The organism is Neisseria brasiliensis, from assembly GCF_009671065.1.
Classification (GTDB): Bacteria; Pseudomonadota; Gammaproteobacteria; order Burkholderiales; family Neisseriaceae; genus Neisseria; species Neisseria brasiliensis.
In genome coordinates, this window is sequence record NZ_CP046027.1 from 2,024,385 (window position 1) to 2,043,462 (window position 19,078).

Below are 19,078 nucleotides of genomic sequence, written 5' to 3' on the forward strand. Positions count from 1 at the left end.
TTTACTATTAACGTTAAATCCCTTCAGGCTGCGGCACTTTATGTTGCACCGCATAAACCGCAGCCTGTACGCGGCTGCTTAAATTGAGTTTACGCAAAATATTTTGCACATGAACCTTAATCGTCGATTCAGCCAAATCCAAATGGCGGGCGATAACCTTGTTGCTGTGGCCGGCGGCAAGATAGCCCAAGATTTCTAACTCGCGTGGGGTGAGGGCGGACAAAGCCACGTCGGTACGCGGTGCGGCTGGGGAAATCAGGGATTGCACCAAGCGCGAGGTCATTTCCGGTGAGAATACATTGTCGCCGTCAACTGCTTTGCGGATGCTGTCGAGCAGGAAATCGGCGTTGATGTTTTTCAACAAGAAACCGCGCGCGCCGATGCGCATACATTCGGTCAAATCATCGCTGTCTTCGGAAACGGTAAGCATAATCACGGTCTGGTTGGGATTGGCACTCAAAATCTGCGCCAAGGCTTCGCGGCCGTTCATGACCGGCATATCCAAGTCGAGCAACACAATATCGGGCTTTTGCTGCTCAACCAATTTCACACCCGACAGGCCGTCTGAAGCTTCGCCGATGACTTCAAAATCGTTTTGGCGGGAAAGCAGCGCTTTGATGCCACTGCGAAACAAGGTGTGGTCGTCAATCAAGATAATTTGAATACTCATGATGCGGTTCTCTTATGTTGCGGTAACACTAAGGTTACGGTGGTTCCTTTGTGGGGTTGCGAGGCGACATCCAACACGGCGTCGATGCGGCGGGCGCGTTCTTGCATAATGCCGAGTCCAACGTGTTCGCCAGATAAGCTGTCGATGGTGTCGGTGTCGAATCCTATGCCGTTGTCACTGATTTTTAGGGTGAAATCTTGACGGTTAATCAGGCTCACATCCACTTTATCGGCTTGCGCGTGTTTGCGGATATTCGACAGGCTTTCCTGCAAAATAAAGATGATTTGCAGCTGCTCGTCATGGTTGAGCCAGCCGCCTTCTTCAATCCAGGTGGTGTTTACTTCAATTTGCGTTTGCTGCTCGAATCGTGCCAGTAGCGTCGATACCGCTTCGGGGAAATCTTTGTTGCTAAGCTTGGTGCGGAAATTCAGCAGCAATTCGCGCACATCGTCGTAGCATTCCTGCACGCCGTCTTTGATGAAGCGGATGTTTTCATCCACTTGCTCTTTCTGTTCGGCATTGTACGCGCTTTCAAGCATTTGCACCTGTAAATTTAAAAAGGTCAGCGTTTGCGCAATGCTGTCGTGCAAGCCTTGGGCGATTAAGTTGCGCTCCTGCAAAACGGCCAGCAAGCGGCGCTCTTGGGCAAAGCGGCTGTTGGCAATCGACACGCCCAATTGGCTGCTTAAAGTTTGCAGCAATTCTTGGTCGCTTTGGCTTAAGGTGTGGCCGTCTGAAAAATACAGTGTGAATAAGCCCAGCTCTTCTTCTTTATAAGTAATCGGGAACACGGCCATCTGCTCGAAGCGCGGATGCTCGATGGCAATCAGACGGCCTTTGTGTTCGCTGTTGAGATAATGCAGCGGCAGGTTTTCGATTGAGTCGGAAAAGCCGCTATCTAAATCGGCATAAGGCTCGGCTTGCGAATCTTCCGGTAAACCTAAGCTGGCAACCAAATCAGAGCGTTTGTGTTCGGCATCAAATAAATGCACGCTGCCGGCAATGGCGGCGACGGCGGGCAAGGTGCGGCCTAAAAATTCGGTGGCGGCGGTTTTCGGTTGGTGGATTTGGTGCAAATCGCGCGTGGTTTGGTAGAGCAGCGCCAAATCACGGTTTTGCCGCTCAAGGTCTTCCGTTTGGCGTGCCACTTGGCCTTCCAAGTCGGTATAAAGTGTCTTCAGGCTCGTGCTCATCTGATTGAAGCCTTTATTTACTTGGGCAAACTCGCGGATATAGTCGGTGTTGATTTCCGTGCCGAATTCACCGCGCCCGATGGCACGCACGCCCGCACTCAAGGCTTCCAATGGGCGGATAATCCACGCATAGTGCAAGCTGATCATGAAACCGGCCGCAACAAAAATCATTAGAATTAAGGCCATCTGAAAGCGGCGCAGCCATTGGGTGTTTTCTTCGTTGGCATTTTCCAAAGCCTGCACGAATAAATCCAAATTACCGGCAAAGCGGTATAAATCCTGATTGTCGGGCAATTGATTGGCTTCTAAAGACGGGCGGATTTTGTGCTGCCAATCGTCCATCAGGCTGGTTTGAATCAGGGTGGAATTCATGGCATTGCCGGAACGAGAAGGCAAGAGCGGCTTGATCACATCGCTTTCGCTGACCTTCAGCAAAGTGTGTTCAAACGCTTGAATCTGTTGACGCACATGTTCGGCAGGTTCTTTTTCGTGTACCAAATGCGTCAAGCGGTAGGTCTGCATACGCAGGCTGCCGGCATGGTTGATGGCTGTGCCGGCACCTTCCAGCCGCCATGATAAAATCAAGGTGAATACGACTGAAAACAAGGCTGAGCTGACCCACAATACGGTCAGAAATTTGAGCCGCGCCGAAAGGCTGGGGCCGTCTGAAAATTGGGCTAATCTGTTCATGATGATGGCAATTAAATGATGCCCTAAAAATAGCATTGTTTGGTCTAAATCACAATAATGCAAAGAAATGTATTTATCGGCTAGAATTTCATGCGGATTCGTGTAAAATCCAGTTATGATAAAATTCAATTTATATGAACATTTTGCAGGCTTGATGGTAAAAGCTTTTCAGACGGCCTGCAAAACCACTCTTGAAAATTTCGCATGATTACCATTTTATATTTCGGTGTTTTAAAACAAAAATTACAAACCGCCCAAGAGCAAATCGAATGGCAGGGCGGTAATGGTCGTGATTTGCTGGCCTTGTTGCACGCGCGTGGCGACGACTGGGCAGAAGCCTTGGCTGTTGGCAATATTTTCCGTTTGGTGGTGGATAAAAAAATCAGCACATGGGAAACCGATATTCCCGATGCTGCTGAAGTCGGCTTGCTGCCGCCGGTAACAGGGGGCTGATATGCAGGTTGATATCCGCATCCAAACACAGGATTTTCAGTTGCAGCAAGAATACGACTTATTGCTCATGCAAGGCCGTAATATTGGCGCGGTGGTCGGCTTTGTCGGCTTGGTGCGCGACCGTGATACCGATACGCCTTTGCAAAGCCTGTTTCTCGAGCACTTTCCCGAAGTGACTGAAAACGAAATCGCCCGTATTGTTCAGACGGCCGCCGAACGCTGGCCGCTGACCGCCTGCACCATCATTCACCGTGTGGGTGAATTGCGTGCCGATGAACAAATCGTGCTGGTGTTGGCGGCTTCCGAGCATCGCAAAGCAGCGTTTGCCGCCGCCGAATTCATCATGGATTATTTAAAAACAGAAGCGCCGTTTTGGAAAAAAGAAACCTTTTCAGACGGCATCGAACGTTGGGTAGAAGCCAAACAGAGCGACCAAGCGGCCGCGCAGCAATGGAACACACCATGAAAACGTACGCGCTTATTCTCGCAGGCGGACAAGGCAGCCGCATGGGCGGTGTGGATAAAGGCTTGGTCGAATGGAAAGGTAAGCCTTTGATTGACCATGTGATTGGGCGGATTGCGCCGCAGGTCGATCACATCGCCATCAGCGCCAACCGCAATTTGGAAGAATACGCCCGCCGCAGCCCGCATGTGTTTGCCGATGTGCGTCAATGGCATCATTTGGGCCCTCTGGCAGCTTTGTGCACGGCGGCCAATGATTTGCAGCTGGCCAAAGCCGATTGGCTCTTAATTGTGTCGTGCGATATGCCCAAGCTGCCCGAAGATTTGGTGGCGCGTTTTTTAGCGGTGGCCAAGCGCACGCCTTTATGCAATGCGTTTTATGTGGAAACGCCCGAGCGCCAGCAATATAGCATTATGTTTATCCGCCCGCAGATTTTGCAAAGCGCCGTGCCGTATCTTTATGCCGGTATGCGCACCATACGCGGCTGGCTGCAACAGCAACGCGCGCGCGCAGTGAATTTTGATTCGGATAAATGTTTCGTGAATTACAACACGCCTGAAGATTTGAAAGAAGCATGATGATTGATTTTGAAGTAGCACTTGCGGCTTTGTTGGAACAACACCCATGTCGTCTGAAAACGGTTACGCTGCCTTTAGCTCAAGCGGCCAACCGCGTTTTGGCGCAAAGTCTGCACGCCAAATATCCAAGCCCGATGTTTGACAACAGCGCGATGGATGGCTATGCAGTATGCGACAACGAAGGCAGCTTGCGCGAATTTCGTATTACCGACCGCATTCAAGCCGGTGAAACGGCAGTAAATCCGTTGGCTCAAGGCGAAGCGGTACGCATTTTTACCGGCGCACCATTGCCGTCGAACACCACTGCTGTGGTGATGCAGGAGCAAACCGAAACCGACGGCGAGCGCTTGCTGGTGAATGCCGACATTCAAGCCGGACAAAACATGCGTCTGAAAGCCGAAGAAATCGAAGTCGGCCAAGAATTATTGGTGCAAGGCACGGTATTAAACATGGCCGCTTTAGGCTTGGCCGCTTCGCAAGGCTATGCCGAATTGACTGTGTATGAACCTTTGAAAGTGCAGGTGTTTTCTACGGGGAACGAGTTGGTCGAACCCGGCCAAGCGCTTTCAGACGGCCAAATCTACGATGCCAACCGCTATCAATTGCTGGCTTGGTTGCAGCAATTGGGTTTGCAGGTGAGCGACGGCGGCATTTTGCCCGATGATTTGGCGCAAACCGAAGCCGCCTTAGCCGCAGCTGCTAAGCAATTCGATGTGGTGATTACCAGCGGCGGCGCATCTGTGGGTGAGGCGGATTATTTGAAGCAGGCGATTGAGCGCATCGGCTCGCTGACCATGCACACTTTGGCCATCAAGCCGGGTAAGCCGTTTGCATGGGGGCACATTGGCGAATGCAAAATCTTTATCTTACCGGGCAATCCTGTGGCCACGTTTGCCACATCCAATATGCTGTTGTTGCCGGTATTAAACAAACTGGCCGGCAAGCAGGCAAAACATTGGCATTTGCCGAAAGTTACGGCTAAAGCCGCCTTTCAAACCAAAAAAGCCATCAAGCGCCGCGAGTTTTTACGCGTGGTGTTAGAAAATGGCGAAGCTGGCGAGACGGTGGTGAAATTATTGCCGAACCAAGGCAGCGCGATGTTGAGCACTTGTACGGCCGCTGATGCTTTGTGTGAAGTGCCGGCAGGGCAAACGGTAAGTGAAGGCGATGGTGTCAGCGTTTATTTATTGCCGAATTGATTTTTGATAATTGAAAAAGGCCGTCTGAATTTCAGACGGCCTGTTGTGTTATTTGATGATGCTGACTTTTTGAATCACTACCGGTTTCACTGGTACATTTTGGTGGAAGCCGCGGGTAGCGGTTTGCACTTTGCTGATTTTGTTTACCACGTCCATGCCGGAAGTGACTTTGCCGAAAACCGCATAGCCATAACCTTGTGGTGTGGCGCTTTTGAAGTTGAGAAAATCATTGTTGGCGGTATTGATGAAAAATTGGCTGGTGGCCGAATTCGGATTGGCAGTGCGCGCCATGGCGATGGTGCCGACGGTGTTTTTCAGGCCGTTGTTGGCTTCGTTTGCAATCGCTTTATCGGTGGCTTTTTGCGCCATGTTTTCCGTAAAACCGCCGCCTTGAATCATGAAATTGTCAATCACGCGGTGGAAGATGGTGTTGCTGTAAAAGCCTTTTTCGGCATAGTTGACGAAATTGGCGACTGTTTTCGGTGCTTTGGCTTCATCAAGCGACAATTCGATTTTGCCCATATTGGTTTCAATCACGGCGCGGGTTTCGGCTTGGGCGGCAAAAACTGCGCTCAACATCAGCGCGCCTAAGGTCAATTTTGTTACAGTGTTCATGTGCGTTTCCTATATTATTCGCATGCATTCAGGATAAATTTTGAATGCGCTATTATCGGCTTTTTCTGTGTGAAAAATAGACAAGAAAACGTAAAAGGCCGTCTGAAACTTTACCTTTCAGACGGCCTTTTCGCTGATTAAACGTATTATTGTTTCACAGCTTCGATTTGGATATCCAATTTCACTTTTTTGGCCATGCCGCTGTCAACCAAATAATTCATGCCCCATTTGGTGCGGTCGATGGTGGTTGAGAAGTCGCCGCCGCACACTTCGGCTTTGGCCATCGGGCTGTCGTAGCAGTTGAATTTTTCGGCTTTCAGTTTCACAGGGTGGGTTTTGCCCAACAAGGTCAGGTTGCCGTCAACAGAAGTCAGCTTTTTGCCAACGTAGTTAAATTTGGTAGAAACAAAGCGCATTTCCGGGAATTTTTCGGCATTGAATAAATCCGGTGATTTCAGGTGGCCGGTAAAGCGCTCAGAACCGGTTTGCAAAGTATTCACCGGAATGGTGATGTCGATTTTGCCTTGGCGTTTGGCCTTATCGAAATCAACAGTACCGCTCAAGCCGTAGAAGCCGCCTACGTTGGTGCTGGTGTTGAAGTGGTCGATGGCAAAGCGGGCATTGGTGTGGGCTTCGTCAACTTTGTAAGTTGCGGCAGAAGCAGAAGCGGCTACGACAGCAGCCAATACGGTAAAAATCATTTTCTTCATATCGATATCCTTTGTGAGAGCGAATGGGAATGAATACATCAAATATTACGAAAATATCTTAACATAGTTAATGCAAATAAACGTTTCCTGATGGTTAATTCTCTATTTGATTAATGTTGATGATGGTAGAGAATATGAAACGGAAACATTAAAAAATGCGTGGTAGCTACCACGCATTCTTCAGACGGCCTTACAGTGCAGCCAATACGGCATCGCCCATTTCCGAGCAAGAAACCAGCTTGGTGCCTTCTTCGAAAATATCGCCGGTGCGGAAGCCTTGTTTCAACACGGTTTGCACGGCTTGTTCGATTTGTTGCGCGCGTGCTTCGTCGTTCAGGCTGTAGCGTACCAACATCGCCAACGACAAAATAGTCGCCAGCGGATTGGATTTGTTTTGGCCTGCGATGTCTGGTGCGGAACCGTGAGAAGGCTCATACAGACCTTTGTTGTTTTCATTCAGGGAAGCTGAAGGCAGCATCCCGATAGAGCCGGTGAGCATGGATGCTTCATCGCTCAAGATATCGCCGAAAATATTACCGGTGGCAATCACGTCGAATTGTTTCGGCGCGCGCACCAACTGCATGGCGGCGTTATCGACATACATATGGCTCAATTCCACATCGGGATATTCTTTGCCGATTTCTTCAAAAATTTCGCGCCACAATTCTGTGGTTTCCAATACGTTGGCTTTGCCCACAGAGCAGACTTTTTTATTGCGTTTTTGCGCTGCTTGGAAGGCAACATGGGCGATGCGGCGGATTTCGCTTTCGCTGTATTTCATGGTGTTGAAACCTTCGCGCTCGCCGTTTTCTAAGGTGCGGATGCCGCGTGGTTCGCCGAAATAAATGTCGCCGGTGAGTTCACGCACAATCAGAATATCTAAGCCGGCCACGACTTCAGGTTTCAAGGTAGAAGCATTGGCCAATTCAGGATACAAAATGGCAGGGCGTAGGTTGGCGAATAAATTCAGGTCTTTACGAATGGCCAACAAGCCGCGTTCCGGACGCAGCGGACGATCGAGATTGTCGTATTGCGGACCGCCTACCGAACCCAGCAACACCGCATCTGCTTTGCGACACAGGTTTTGCGTGAATTCTGGGTAAGGCTGGCCGTATTGGTCGTAGGCTTCACCGCCTAAAGGCGCGTATTCGTAAGCCACATCCAGACCTCGCTCGATCAGTTTGTCTAATACGCGCACGGCTTGGCCGATGATTTCAGGGCCGATGCCGTCGCCGCGAAGAATGGCGATTTGTTTGGTCATTGTTGATTTCCTTTATGAATAAAAGAGTGAAAAATGGGGAAGGGTTATCGTGTGCTGCCGTGATTTACTCGATGGTGAAATTGTCGTAAGTCATGGCATACATCAAGCCGGATTGTTCGCTTTTGAATTCTTCAAATGCTGCGCGATACCAGCGCGGATCATTGGCTTCGTAACCGGTGAAATCATATACGCGCACATCAAAAAAATCGCGTTCATACCAAGGCTCAATGCCGTAAATGGCAATGTTTTTGGCTTCGGCGCGGTTGAGCACGGTTTCAAAATCTTGCTCGGAAACATAAATAATGCTTTCGGCATCGAAGCCGTCATTTAAGTTTTCTAAGCCTTCAAACAGATATTCTCTGGTTTTCATGATTTTAATAAGAAGTAAGTTTCAGACGGCCTATTGATTAAGATTCGCGGGTTTCCAATGTGCGGATTTTAAACACGGCTTTGCGAATCGTAGGGGCATCGCCGACCAGCGGTGCATGACCGTCGTTGGGGAAAAACAGCACAAATTCACCTGGTTCGATATCCAGCCAAGTTTCGGGTGCGCAATCAAAAAATTCAATGTCTTTTTCTTCTTGATAGCCCAAACCATTTTTCAGACGGCCTCGGTCTATCCAGCCATATGTTTCCACGCCGCTGATGGGTACTTGAATGTCGATGTGTTTGATGTGGGCTTCCGGCTGGGCGGCTTCGCGTGTGCGCATGGCTTCGTTGCCGACAAATAGGCGGATATTGGGATTGTCGCAGGGGTATTGCCCGTCTGGCAGTTGACTGAAGTCCAGCGTTTGCAGCAATGCAATGGCATCGGCAAAGTCGGGGTGCAGGGCGGCATAGCGTTGGGCGTTGGCGATGGTGTCGGTAATCATGGTGTAATCAATGTTGAATGTGAATGAAGGGTTTCAGACGGCCTTTTCATTATTGCTTGGCAAGCTGCAAGATTTTAATCGCGCCGCGTGCTACTAAGCCAAACACAATCAGCCCGATAATCAGGTCGGGATAAGCCGAATGTGTCAGTAAGGTCAGGATACCGGCTGCAATCACGCCCAGATTCACAATCACATCGTTAGACGTAAAAATCATGCTGGCCTGCATATGCGCCTCGCGGCTTTTGTTTTTTTGCAGCAGGTAAAGGCAGAGGGCGTTTCCGGCTAATGCCAGCAGAGAAACGCCAATCATCAAGCTGACATCCGGCATACCTTCCCAGCCGAAAAAGCGGCGAACCACTTCGCTGAATCCCAAAATGGCTAAGACAAGTTGCAAATAGCCGGCAGCGCGTGCGGTTAGTTTCTTACGCGCGGCAGTGGTGCCAACGGCAAGCAAAGCCATGCTGTACACCAAGCTATCGGCCAGCATGTCCAAGCTGTCGGCCAATAAGCCCATCGAACCGGCCAACCAACCGCTGACAGATTCAAACACAAAAAAGAACAGGTTAATCGCCAAGACTTGCCACAATAAGGTGCGTTCTTTATGGTCTTGAGCGTTGTCGGCCAATGGGTCAGTGTTTAATTCGGTGCTTTCCAAGCGGCTGTCGAAATTCAGCGGTGCAAGTGCCTGCAAGATTTCATCAGCGCTGCCGTGGTGGTAGGTAGTCATGCGGCGGTTGGAAATGTCAAACTCAAGCGCATGAATGCCTTCGATAGCGCCCAGCTTCATCCGAATCATTTGCTCTTCTGAAGGGCAATCCATTTTCGTGATATGGAAAATACTTTTCTGCATAAGGCAAGCCCGTTTCAGACGGCCTATATGGATTGGAATAAAGGAGCTAGGTGAATTTCAGACAGCATGGTATCTACGCATTTGTCCGCAGGTCGGGTAAACACAGTTTGTATGTGTTTACCCGACTTGTTTGGATTTTTTAGTGATACAACCAAGGTTGCGCGGCTTTGCGTTTTTCTTCAAAGGCTTTGATTTCATCTGCGTGTTGCAGCGTCAAGCCGATTTCGTCTAAGCCGTTGAGTAGGCAGTGTTTGCGGTGTTCGGTGATGTCGAAAGTGAACACATCGCCGCTTGGCGTGGTCACAGTTTGTGCTTCCAAATCGATATTTAGTGAATAGCCTTCTTGTGCTTCGACTTCTTTAAACAATTGGTCGACTTGCTCTTCAGTCAAGACGATCGGCAATAAGCCGTTTTTGTAACAATTGTTGAAGAAAATGTCGGCGAACGAAGGGGCGATGACGGCGCGGAAACCGTAGTCGTCTAATGCCCATGGTGCGTGTTCGCGTGATGAGCCGCAGCCAAAATTTTTGCGGGTCAGCAAAACTTGTGCGCCTTGATAGCGGGGCTGATTGAGGGAAAAGTCGGGATTAAGCGGGCGTTTGCTGTTGTCCATGCCCGGTTCGCCGTGGTCAAGATAGCGCCATTCGTCAAAGGCATTAGGACCGAAGCCGCTGCGTTTGATGGATTTTAAGAATTGTTTTGGGATGATGGCATCAGTATCGACGTTGCTGCGGTCAAGCGGGGCAACGAGGGCGGTAATTTTGGTAAATGCTTTCATGGTCTGTACTTTTTCGTTTATTTAAGATTATAAAATGCCCCGATTCACGGGGCATTTACGCTTATTTATTAAGCTGATGATTAGTAGCTTTTTACTTCTTCTGCGGTATTGCTAACTGCGTTACCGGCAGCTTTCACATCTTTGCCCGCACCTGAAATGGTGTTGCAAGCAGACAGCAAAGTCATGGCAGTCAAAGCGATCAATGCAAATTTTTTCATATTGAATTTCCTATTGTAGAAGTTGAGCTAATGATTAGTAGCTTTTTACAGATTCAGCAGAGTTGCTGACTGCATTGCCGGCTGCTTTTACATCTTTGCCTGCACCTGAAATGGTGTTACAAGCAGACAAAAGTGTCATGGCGGTCAAAGCGATCAGGGCAAATTTTTTCATATGAAGCTCCTTATGGTTTGAAAAGTACAGCCTGGTTTGCTGTACTTCTTATAATATCCACCATCTTTCTAAATAGCAATAGTTAATGTGAATATATAAATATTTAAATATCAACGTGCTATTGTCAGATAGTTTCACAGGCAGCGCACATCCACAAATCGGCCGTTCACCGCAGCTGCAGCAGCCATGGCCGGGCTGACCAAATGGGTACGGCCGCCGTTGCCTTGTCGGCCTTCAAAGTTGCGGTTGGAGGTAGAAGCGCAGCGCTGTTGCGGCTCTAAACGGTCGGCATTCATGGCCAAACACATTGAGCAACCCGGTTCACGCCATTCAAAGCCGGCATCGATAAAGATTTTGTCCAAACCTTCTTCTTCGGCTTGTGCTTTTACCAAGCCTGAACCTGGCACAATCAACACGCGCTGAACGTTCTCAGCTTTTTTGCGGCCTTTGGCCACGGCAGCGGCTTCGCGCAAGTCTTCGATGCGGCTGTTGGTGCAAGAACCGATGAATACGATGTCCACCGGAATTTCGTTTAACGGCGTATCGGCTTCCAAGCCCATGTATTCCAAAGCGCGTTCCATGCCGCTGCGTTTGACCGGGTCGGTTTCGTTGGCCGGATTCGGCACTTTACCGTTGATGTCGAGCACCATTTCCGGTGAAGTGCCCCAAGTGACTTGAGGCTCGATGTCTTCAGCTTTGAAACGGAATACTTTGTCGAATTGGGCACCTTCATCGGAAACCAATGTGCGCCAGTATTCAACGGCTTTATCCCATGCTTCACCTTTCGGTGCGAATGGTTTGTCTTTAACGTAATCAATGGTGGTTTGGTCAACCGATACCATACCTGAGCGCGCACCGGCTTCAATAGCCATGTTGCACAAAGTCATGCGGCCTTCCATTGACAGGCTATGAATGGCTTCACCGTCGAATTCGATGGCATAGCCCGTGCCGCCGGCGGTACCGATTTGGCCAATGATATATAAGGCCACGTCTTTGGCGGTCACGCCCGGTTTCAGACGGCCTGATACGTCAATCAGCATGGATTTAGATTTTTTGGCAGTAATACACTGGGTGGCCATGGTGTGTTCGACTTCGGATGTGCCGATGCCGTGTGCCAATGCACCGAATGCGCCGTGGGTAGAAGTGTGCGAGTCGCCGCATACCACAGTCATACCAGGCAGGGTGGCGCCTTGTTCAGGTCCCATTACATGCACAATGCCTTGGCCTTTGTCCATAAACGGAAAGTAAGCCAATGCACCAAATTCTTTGATGTTTTTATCTAAGGTATCGACTTGCAACTTAGAAATCGGGTCTTGAATGCCTTTGTCCCAGTCGCCGGTCGGGGTGTTGTGGTCGGCGGTGGAAACCACACTGTCGATGCGCCACAATTTGCGGCCGGCTATTTTCAAGCCTTCAAAGGCTTGCGGGCTGGTGACTTCGTGTACCAGATGGCGGTCGATATAAAGCAGAACAGTGCCGTCTTCTTCTTCGCGGACGACGTGGCTGTTCCAAAGTTTGTCGTAGAGGGTTTGTGCGCTCATGGTGTGTTCTTTTATCAATGGGTAGTGGTGAATAGTATGTGGGGAATATTAGACTTATTAACTTAGAAAAGCAACTGATTTTGTCTAATTTTTATCTATGAAATAAAATTTCGCCAAATTTTTAGAAAATTTTAGACAATTTGTACAATTTTATTTTTGAATTTGGCTATTTTGTTACATTTATGCCTTTGTTTTTGCCTTGAGTGAAATAGGCCGTCTGAACGCATTTTGGATTCAGACGGCCTGTTGTCAAAATGATTGCTTGCGGTTAGGTGATGATGCAGTTTTGTGGTAAAATCACGCGTAATTATTGCTATAAGAAATGCTAGGAATCATGACAGACGCAACAGTCCGCAACGACCATAAGTTTGCACTCGAAACCATCCCGGTAAGCCTTGAAGATGAAATGCGCAAAAGCTACCTTGATTACGCCATGAGCGTGATTGTGGGGCGCGCGCTGCCAGATGTGCGCGATGGCTTGAAGCCGGTTCACCGCCGTGTGCTTTATGCCATGCACGAATTGAAAAACAACTGGAATGCTTCTTACAAGAAATCTGCCCGTATTGTCGGCGACGTGATCGGTAAATACCATCCACACGGTGACAGCGCAGTTTACTATACCATTGTGCGTATGGCGCAGGATTTCTCTATGCGTTATATGCTGGTTGACGGTCAGGGTAACTTTGGTTCGGTTGACGGCGATGGTGCGGCAGCCATGCGTTATACCGAAATCCGTATGGCAAAAATCGCTCATGAAATGCTGGCCGATATTGAAGAAGAAACGGTGAATTTCGGCCCAAACTACGACGGCAGCGAGCATGAACCGCTGGTGTTGCCGACCCGTTTTCCGGCTTTGCTGGTAAACGGTTCTTCAGGTATTGCCGTGGGTATGGCAACCAATATTCCGCCGCATAACCTGACCGATACGATTAACGCCTGTCTGCAATTGTTGGACGAGCCTGAAACCGACATCGATACCTTAATCGACATCATTAAAGCGCCTGATTTTCCTACCGGTGCCACCATTTACGGCATGAGCGGTGTGCGTGAAGGTTATAAAACTGGTCGTGGCCGCGTGGTGATGCGCGGTAAAACGCACATCGAGCCAATCGGTAAAAACGGTGAGCGCGAAGCGATTGTGATTGACGAGATTCCGTATCAAGTCAACAAAGCCAAATTGGTTGAGAAAATCGGCGATTTGGTGCGCGAGAAAACTTTGGAAGGCATTTCTGATCTGCGCGACGAATCGGATAAATCCGGTATGCGCGTGGTGATTGAGTTAAAACGCAACGAAAATTCAGAAGTCGTTTTAAATCAACTGTATAAATTAACCCAGCTGCAAGACAGCTTCGGCATCAATATGGTGGCTTTGGTCGATGGCCAGCCGCGTTTGCTGAATCTGAAGCAAATCTTAAGCGAGTTTATCCGCCACCGCCGTGAAGTGGTGACCCGTCGCACTTTGTTCCGCTTGAAAAAAGCGCGTCATGAAGGCCACATTGCAGAAGGTAAAGCGGTAGCTTTGTCGAATATCGACGAGATGATTCAATTAATTAAAGAATCAGCCGATGCACCGGAAGCCAAAGAAAAATTATTGGCGCGTGCATGGCGCAGCGGTTTGGTGGAAGACATGCTCAGCCGCACTGATTTGGATTTGCGCATGGCGCGTCCGGAAGGTTTGCCAGAAAACTTGGGCTTGCAAGGTCAAGGCTATTATCTGAGCGAATTGCAGGCCGATGCCATTTTACGCATGAGCTTGCGCAACCTGACCGGCTTGGATCAAGAAGAAATTGTCGCCGACTATAAAGCGATTATGGCAAAAATCATTGATTTCTTGGATATTTTGGCCACGCCTGAACGCATCACCCAAATTATCCGCGAAGAATTGGAAGATACCCGCGCCAATTTTGGTGACGAGCGTCGCAGCGAAATCAATCCATTTGGTGGTGATATTGCCGATGAAGACTTGATTCCGCAGCGTGAAATGGTAGTTACTTTGACTCATGGCGGCTACATCAAAACCCAGCCGACCACCGATTATCAGGCGCAACGTCGCGGCGGGCGCGGCAAGCAGGCGGCAGCCACCAAAGAAGAAGATTTCATCGAGTCTTTATTTGTGGCCAATACGCACGACTATTTGATGTGTTTCACCAATTTCGGCAAATGCCACTGGATTAAAGTGTACAAACTGCCGGAAGGCGGACGCAACAGCCGCGGCCGCCCGATTAACAACGTGATTCAGTTGGAAGAAGGCGAAAAAGTCAGCGCGATTTTGGCCGTGCGCGAATTCCCTGAAGACCAATATGTATTCTTCGCCACCGCACAAGGCATGGTGAAAAAAGTACAATTGTCGGCGTTTAAAAACGTGCGCAGTCAAGGTATTAAAGCCATTGCCTTGAAAGAGGGCGATTACTTAGTCGGCGCAGCGCAAACCAGCGGTGCGGACGACATCATGCTGTTCTCCAATTTGGGTAAAGCCATCCGCTTTAATGAATATTGGGAACGCAGCGGCGGCGATGAAAGTGAAGATGCGGACATCGATAATGAAAATGACGTTTCAGACGGCCTCGATGATGAAGCAGTAGAGGCTGACAACGAAAACGCCCTGCCTAGCGGCAAACACGGCGTGCGACCTTCCGGTCGTGGCAGTGGCGGTTTGCGCGGTATGCGTTTACCGGCCGACGGTAAGATTGTCAGCCTGATTACTTTCTCACCTGAATGCGAACAAAGCGCGCTGCAAGTGTTGACGGCCACCGCCAACGGCTACGGTAAACGCACGCCGATTGCTGATTACAGCCGTAAAAATAAAGGCGGCCAAGGCAATATCGCCATCAACACCGGCGAGCGTAACGGCGATTTGGTGGCGGCCACTTTGGTGGAGGAATGCGACGATTTGATGCTGATTACCAGCGGCGGCGTGTTGATTCGTACTAAAGTCGAGCAAATCCGTGAAACCGGTCGCGCCGCAGCAGGTGTGCGCCTGATTAATTTGGACGAAGGCGAAACCTTGGTAAGCTTGGAGCGTGTGGCGGAAGAGCCGGAAGTAGAAGCGGCTGAAGAAGGCGAGGAGCTGCATAACGTTGCTGCGCCAATCGAAGGTGAAAACGATTCAAGCGAAGTATGATAAAAGACATTAGGTAATGTTTTTTTTCGAGGCCGTCTGAAAAGGTTTGTATCTTTTCAGACGGCCTTTTAATGAATATCATTGAAATAAGAAGGACACAATTTTGAAGCAAGGTTGGGTGTATGTATTGACCAATCAGGGCATGCCCGGTTTGATTAAAATCGGCTTTACCAAAAACCTGCCACAAGAGCGGGCGCGGGCGCTGTATAGTACGGGCGTGGCTTATCCGTTTGAGGTGGCGTATCAGGTGCGCTGCCATCAGTATCCGCAAGTTGAGCGCGAGGTACATGCGCGACTAAGTGACAAGCGGGTCAATGGCGGCCGTGAGTTTTTTGCCTGCTCGGTTGAAGAAGCAGCGCAAGTTATCCGACAATGCGCCGGTAAAAACCTGATTTCAGCGCAAGATTTGCGCACGGGTGAAGTGTGGCAAAATAAACCGGTAAATAAGCCGTCTGAAAAAATAAATGTTCAGACGGCTTCACATCATTGGCGGATTCGTCATTATTTGATTGGTGGCGGCTTGGTTTTGGCTATTGTTTGGCTTGCTTGGTTGGGCTTTCGTGGCGCAGACGAAACGGTCGAATTAAGTGAAGCGAAACAAGTCATAGGTTATGTGCCCGGCAAAATCGGCAAAGAAGACATCAATATCCGTGCTTGCTCATCAACCGAATGCAGCGTAATTTCTGTTTTGCCGGCCAATCAAAAAATCCAAATCAAGCCAAACACGCGCACGGCGAAAAACTGGGTATATGCTGAGTTTCAAGGCGATGTGTGTTATCCAGAGCATTATGAGCGTGGACAAGGCTGCCGATCATGGGCGCAGAATAATATTGTCGAAGGTTGGGTCTATGCTGATAATTTGGCCGGACAAAATACCAAACCGGCTAAGCGTTCGGATTCTTTGTTTGATTCGTTATTTTGATGATGCAGGTCTGAGGCCGTCTGAAAATATGCGTTCAGATGGCCTTACAATATTGTTGATAGCGCTCGGCCAAGCCATAAAGAATCACCGCGGTTAAGCCCCAAATATCGTAATGTTGGAAAGGCAACGTCGGCATGGCGATGGTTTTGCCTTGGTGTTGCAGCGGCCGCATTTCGTAATGCTGCAAATTCATCACAAAATCAAACGGCACATAAAACACTTCTGCTACTTCGTCCGGATTGGTTTCAATGTGAGGATTCTCATTAGAAAGCGCGGGAATGGGATGTACTTCATAACCCGATGGCGTGTAGTGCGGCGGCAGAGAGGGGAAGGTTTGCCAAGTTTGCGGCAGAATGCCGACTTCTTCGTGTGTTTCGCGTAAGGCAGTTTGGGTTAAGTTGAGGTCTTGAGGCTCGTAGCGACCACCGGCTAGAGCGATTTGGCCGGTGTGGTGACGCAGTGAGCCGGAGCGGCAGGTAAACAATATCTGCCATTGTTCATCTTTTTTGACCACGGCCAATAAAACCGCCGCCACTTTGCATTCGGCCGGATTGAGAAAACGGTTGCGCAAATTTTGGGTGGAGCTGTCAAACTCGTGCGCGCGCAGCAGGAAATCGGAAAGCGGTCGGGTCATTGGAGGTATCCGTAACGTGTTTACATGATTATATTATAGTCGCTTAAAATAGAAATAAGACAAGGTGGCAGCGATTGCTGTGTACGCTGGTAAATAAGGGCGTCGGCAACACGGTATTATTTTTATTTTAAAAGACTATACATTAGGTTTACGGTTGCTTAAATCTACAAATCAGACGGCTTGTGATAAAGTTATGCCTAAACTCAAGGCCGTCTGAACACAGTCGGCGATGTAAAGGAATGATTATGTTTTTTGCCCCTTCCCGTGTCCGCGCTGTGGCTGCAGCGGTGATGATGTTGTTTGCTGTTGAAAGTTATGCGGCCAACGAAATCAAAGTCCAGCCCAAAGCGGCCAAAGAAGTAAAAGAGCTGATTCAGAAAAAAAGCCGCTATACGCCCGAAGAGCGTGAATTAGAGCGCCAGCGTCGTGTAGGCGTGATTGATCGTGCCAATACCGTATTTACCTTATTGGGCGGTGAAATGGCATTGCAAAAAGGTGATGCCGGCACGGCATTGGCGACCTATATGGTGTCGCTCAACCGTACAAAATCTCCGGAAGTGGCCGAGCGTGCCTTAGAAATGGCGGTGTCACTCAATGCGTTTGAACAAGCCGAGATGATTTATCAGAAGTGGCGTGAAATTGAGCCGGTACCGAGTGCGGCACAAAAACGCATGGCTTGGGTACGCGATTTGCTGATGGGCAATGCCGACCAAAAACTAAGTGGCTTGGATGATGTGTTGCACAATGCCACTGAAGAGCAAACGCAGCGTATCTTCTTGCTGCTGGCGCAAGCAGCAGTGCAGCAGCAAGGCTTGGCGGAAAAAGCAGGCAGAGAAGTGCATAAAGCGGCGAAAAAATATCCCAATATGCCGGAAGCGGCGATTGCCGATGTAATTTTCAGCGCGCAAGAAGGTGACGAACGCCATGCGATAGAAGCCATGCAGCGCTTGGCTATGTTGGATGCGGAAATTTTGCCACCGACCTTATTAACCATGCGTTTGGTGGCGCAACGCCAGCCGCAAATGCTCAACCGCTTTTTTGAAGAAACCAATACCGCTTATTTGTCACCGGTGTGGCAGGAGTTGGAAATCAGCAGCCTGATTGCCTCGAGACAGTTGGACAAAGCCTATGTGCGTCTGCAACAATTATTGGCAGCCAATCCGAATGCCGATTTGTATGTTCAGGCGGCCTTATTGTCGGCGAGCCGTAAAGAAGATATTTCGGTCACCGAAAATTATTTGGAAAAAGCCTACAATACCGGCACACGCGAGCAGCAAGGCCACGCAGCGATTATCGGTGCCATGCGTTATGCGGATATGAAAAATTATGCCGATGCCAAAAGATGGGTGAATAAAATCAGCGCGCCGGAATATGCGTTTGATAAAGCGGTGTTGAAAGCTTCGATTGCGGCAGAAGAAGGCAATATGGCCGCAGCCTTAACCGAAGCCCGCCGTGCAGAAAAGCTGCCTGAGCAACAAGGCAGGTTCTTTGGTGCGGCAGAATTGCAGCGTGTTTACCTGTTTGCTTTGGCGCAAAGCGATAAACCGCAAACCGCATTGGCAGAATTGAATCAGATGATGGCTAAAGCCGCCAAACAGCCTGAAGTTGCTGATCGTTTGCCGGATATTCTGTATCAACGTGCGATGGTTTACGAAAAATTAGGCCAGCATGAAAAAGCCATTGCCGATTTGCGCCGCTATAACGATTTGAATCCCAATAGTGCCAGCGGCATGAATGCTTTGGGCTATACTTTATTGATTATGCCTAATAGCAAGCCATATTTTGATGAAGCGTTTCAGTTGATTCAGACGGCCTACCATTTGGAGCCGGAGTCTGCTGCAATTAACGACAGCTTGGGTTGGGCTTATTACCTGAAAGGCGATGCGCAAGCAGCCTTGCCGTATTTGGAATATGCTTATCGTGAGTATCCCGATGCGGAAGTGGCGGCACACTTGGGTGAAGTGTTGTGGCAACTGGGTCAACAAGAGCAAGCCAAACAAATTTGGCGAGATGGTTTGCAAAAAGAGGGTGACAAAGCCTTGTTAAAAGCGACCATGAAACGCTTTGGCGTAGCAGTGCCAAATGCGCAGCCTGCGCGCAAAGCAAAACCTAAAGCAAAATAATACGAGGCCGTCTGA

20 protein-coding genes are annotated in these 19,078 nt (G+C 49.2%); 7 read left to right on the forward strand and 13 right to left on the reverse strand.

From position 1 onward, the window contains the following. Window positions 1-13 precede the first annotated feature (13 nt). Together GJV52_RS10060 and GJV52_RS10065 are read right to left on the reverse strand one after the other, a co-directional pair. Window positions 14-670 carry a response regulator gene (locus GJV52_RS10060; protein ID WP_095503400.1) on the reverse strand — a complete coding sequence of 219 codons (657 nt, stop codon included), beginning with the start codon at window positions 668-670 and terminating at the stop codon, window positions 14-16. After that, window positions 667-2,553: a histidine kinase gene (locus GJV52_RS10065; protein WP_095503421.1), complete on the reverse strand. Its 1,887-nt coding sequence runs from the start codon at window positions 2,551-2,553 to the stop codon at window positions 667-669. The genes GJV52_RS10060 and GJV52_RS10065 overlap by 4 nt, the downstream gene beginning before the upstream one ends. 204 nt (window positions 2,554-2,757) lie before the next feature. On the opposite strand from GJV52_RS10065, the gene GJV52_RS10070 reads away from it, so the two are divergent. Genes GJV52_RS10070 through GJV52_RS10085 form a run of 4 tightly spaced genes read left to right on the forward strand, consistent with a single transcriptional unit; the run spans window position 2,758 to window position 5,246 of the window. After that, window positions 2,758-3,006, forward strand: coding sequence for a MoaD/ThiS family protein (locus GJV52_RS10070; RefSeq protein WP_095503401.1), 249 nt, complete (start codon window positions 2,758-2,760; stop codon window positions 3,004-3,006). A gap of 1 nt (window position 3,007) precedes the next feature. Continuing rightward, a complete protein-coding gene (locus GJV52_RS10075) occupies window positions 3,008-3,472 on the forward strand; it encodes a molybdenum cofactor biosynthesis protein MoaE (RefSeq protein ID WP_095503402.1) in 465 nt (154 codons plus the stop codon). Continuing rightward, complete coding sequence (gene mobA, locus GJV52_RS10080) at window positions 3,469-4,047, forward strand: molybdenum cofactor guanylyltransferase MobA (protein WP_095503403.1); 579 nt, start codon at window positions 3,469-3,471, stop codon at window positions 4,045-4,047. The genes GJV52_RS10075 and mobA overlap by 4 nt, the downstream gene beginning before the upstream one ends. Then, window positions 4,044-5,246, forward strand: a complete 1,203-nt coding sequence (locus GJV52_RS10085; RefSeq protein WP_229439415.1) for a molybdopterin molybdotransferase MoeA — start codon at window positions 4,044-4,046, stop codon at window positions 5,244-5,246. The genes mobA and GJV52_RS10085 overlap by 4 nt, the downstream gene beginning before the upstream one ends. Window positions 5,247-5,294: 48 nt before the next feature. Here the strand turns inward: GJV52_RS10085 and GJV52_RS10090 are convergent, their stop codons facing one another. The 10 genes from GJV52_RS10090 to leuC form a co-directional block, all read right to left on the reverse strand. Further along, complete coding sequence (locus GJV52_RS10090; RefSeq protein ID WP_100564217.1) at window positions 5,295-5,861, reverse strand: peptidylprolyl isomerase; 567 nt, start codon at window positions 5,859-5,861, stop codon at window positions 5,295-5,297. 146 nt (window positions 5,862-6,007) lie between these two features. Beyond that, the gene (locus tag GJV52_RS10095; protein WP_095503406.1) at window positions 6,008-6,571 is read right to left on the reverse strand and encodes a YceI family protein; all 564 of its coding nucleotides are present in this window, start codon (window positions 6,569-6,571) and stop codon (window positions 6,008-6,010) included. Window positions 6,572-6,761: 190 nt separating this feature from the next. Next, window positions 6,762-7,832, reverse strand: coding sequence for a 3-isopropylmalate dehydrogenase (leuB, locus tag GJV52_RS10100; protein WP_100564215.1), 1,071 nt, complete (start codon window positions 7,830-7,832; stop codon window positions 6,762-6,764). 64 nt (window positions 7,833-7,896) lie between these two features. Then, window positions 7,897-8,202, reverse strand: a complete 306-nt coding sequence (locus GJV52_RS10105) for a hypothetical protein (RefSeq protein WP_095503408.1) — start codon at window positions 8,200-8,202, stop codon at window positions 7,897-7,899. Window positions 8,203-8,239: 37 nt separating this feature from the next. Next, on the reverse strand, window positions 8,240-8,704 hold the full coding sequence (locus tag GJV52_RS10110; protein ID WP_095503409.1) for a YhcH/YjgK/YiaL family protein: 465 nt from the start codon (window positions 8,702-8,704) through the stop codon (window positions 8,240-8,242). 49 nt (window positions 8,705-8,753) lie between these two features. Beyond that, complete coding sequence (locus GJV52_RS10115) at window positions 8,754-9,554, reverse strand: cation transporter (RefSeq protein ID WP_100564214.1); 801 nt, start codon at window positions 9,552-9,554, stop codon at window positions 8,754-8,756. Between the two features lie 139 nt (window positions 9,555-9,693). Beyond that, complete coding sequence (gene leuD, locus GJV52_RS10120) at window positions 9,694-10,332, reverse strand: 3-isopropylmalate dehydratase small subunit (protein WP_095503411.1); 639 nt, start codon at window positions 10,330-10,332, stop codon at window positions 9,694-9,696. Window positions 10,333-10,412: 80 nt separating this feature from the next. Beyond that, a complete protein-coding gene (locus GJV52_RS10125) occupies window positions 10,413-10,550 on the reverse strand; it encodes an entericidin A/B family lipoprotein (RefSeq protein ID WP_095503412.1) in 138 nt (45 codons plus the stop codon). A 34-nt stretch (window positions 10,551-10,584) separates the two neighbouring features. Further along, window positions 10,585-10,722, reverse strand: coding sequence for an entericidin A/B family lipoprotein (locus tag GJV52_RS10130; protein WP_095503413.1), 138 nt, complete (start codon window positions 10,720-10,722; stop codon window positions 10,585-10,587). A gap of 134 nt (window positions 10,723-10,856) precedes the next feature. Further along, window positions 10,857-12,263 (reverse strand): 3-isopropylmalate dehydratase large subunit, encoded by a 1,407-nt coding sequence (leuC, locus tag GJV52_RS10135; RefSeq protein ID WP_095503414.1) that lies wholly within the window; start codon window positions 12,261-12,263, stop codon window positions 10,857-10,859. A 334-nt stretch (window positions 12,264-12,597) separates the two neighbouring features. On the opposite strand from leuC, the gene gyrA reads away from it, so the two are divergent. Then, window positions 12,598-15,384 carry a DNA gyrase subunit A gene (gene gyrA / locus GJV52_RS10140; RefSeq protein ID WP_100564212.1) on the forward strand — a complete coding sequence of 929 codons (2,787 nt, stop codon included), beginning with the start codon at window positions 12,598-12,600 and terminating at the stop codon, window positions 15,382-15,384. Window positions 15,385-15,487: 103 nt separating this feature from the next. Beyond that, on the forward strand, window positions 15,488-16,306 hold the full coding sequence (locus tag GJV52_RS10145) for a GIY-YIG nuclease family protein (protein ID WP_100564210.1): 819 nt from the start codon (window positions 15,488-15,490) through the stop codon (window positions 16,304-16,306). Between the two features lie 34 nt (window positions 16,307-16,340). Here GJV52_RS10145 and GJV52_RS10150 read toward each other — a convergent pair whose 3' ends face one another. Further along, complete coding sequence (locus tag GJV52_RS10150) at window positions 16,341-16,940, reverse strand: NUDIX hydrolase (protein ID WP_195690037.1); 600 nt, start codon at window positions 16,938-16,940, stop codon at window positions 16,341-16,343. A gap of 245 nt (window positions 16,941-17,185) precedes the next feature. Here GJV52_RS10150 and GJV52_RS10155 point away from each other — a divergent pair, with 245 nt between their 5' ends. Next, window positions 17,186-19,063, forward strand: a complete 1,878-nt coding sequence (locus GJV52_RS10155; RefSeq protein ID WP_095502752.1) for a tetratricopeptide repeat protein — start codon at window positions 17,186-17,188, stop codon at window positions 19,061-19,063. Window positions 19,064-19,078 lie beyond the last annotated feature (15 nt).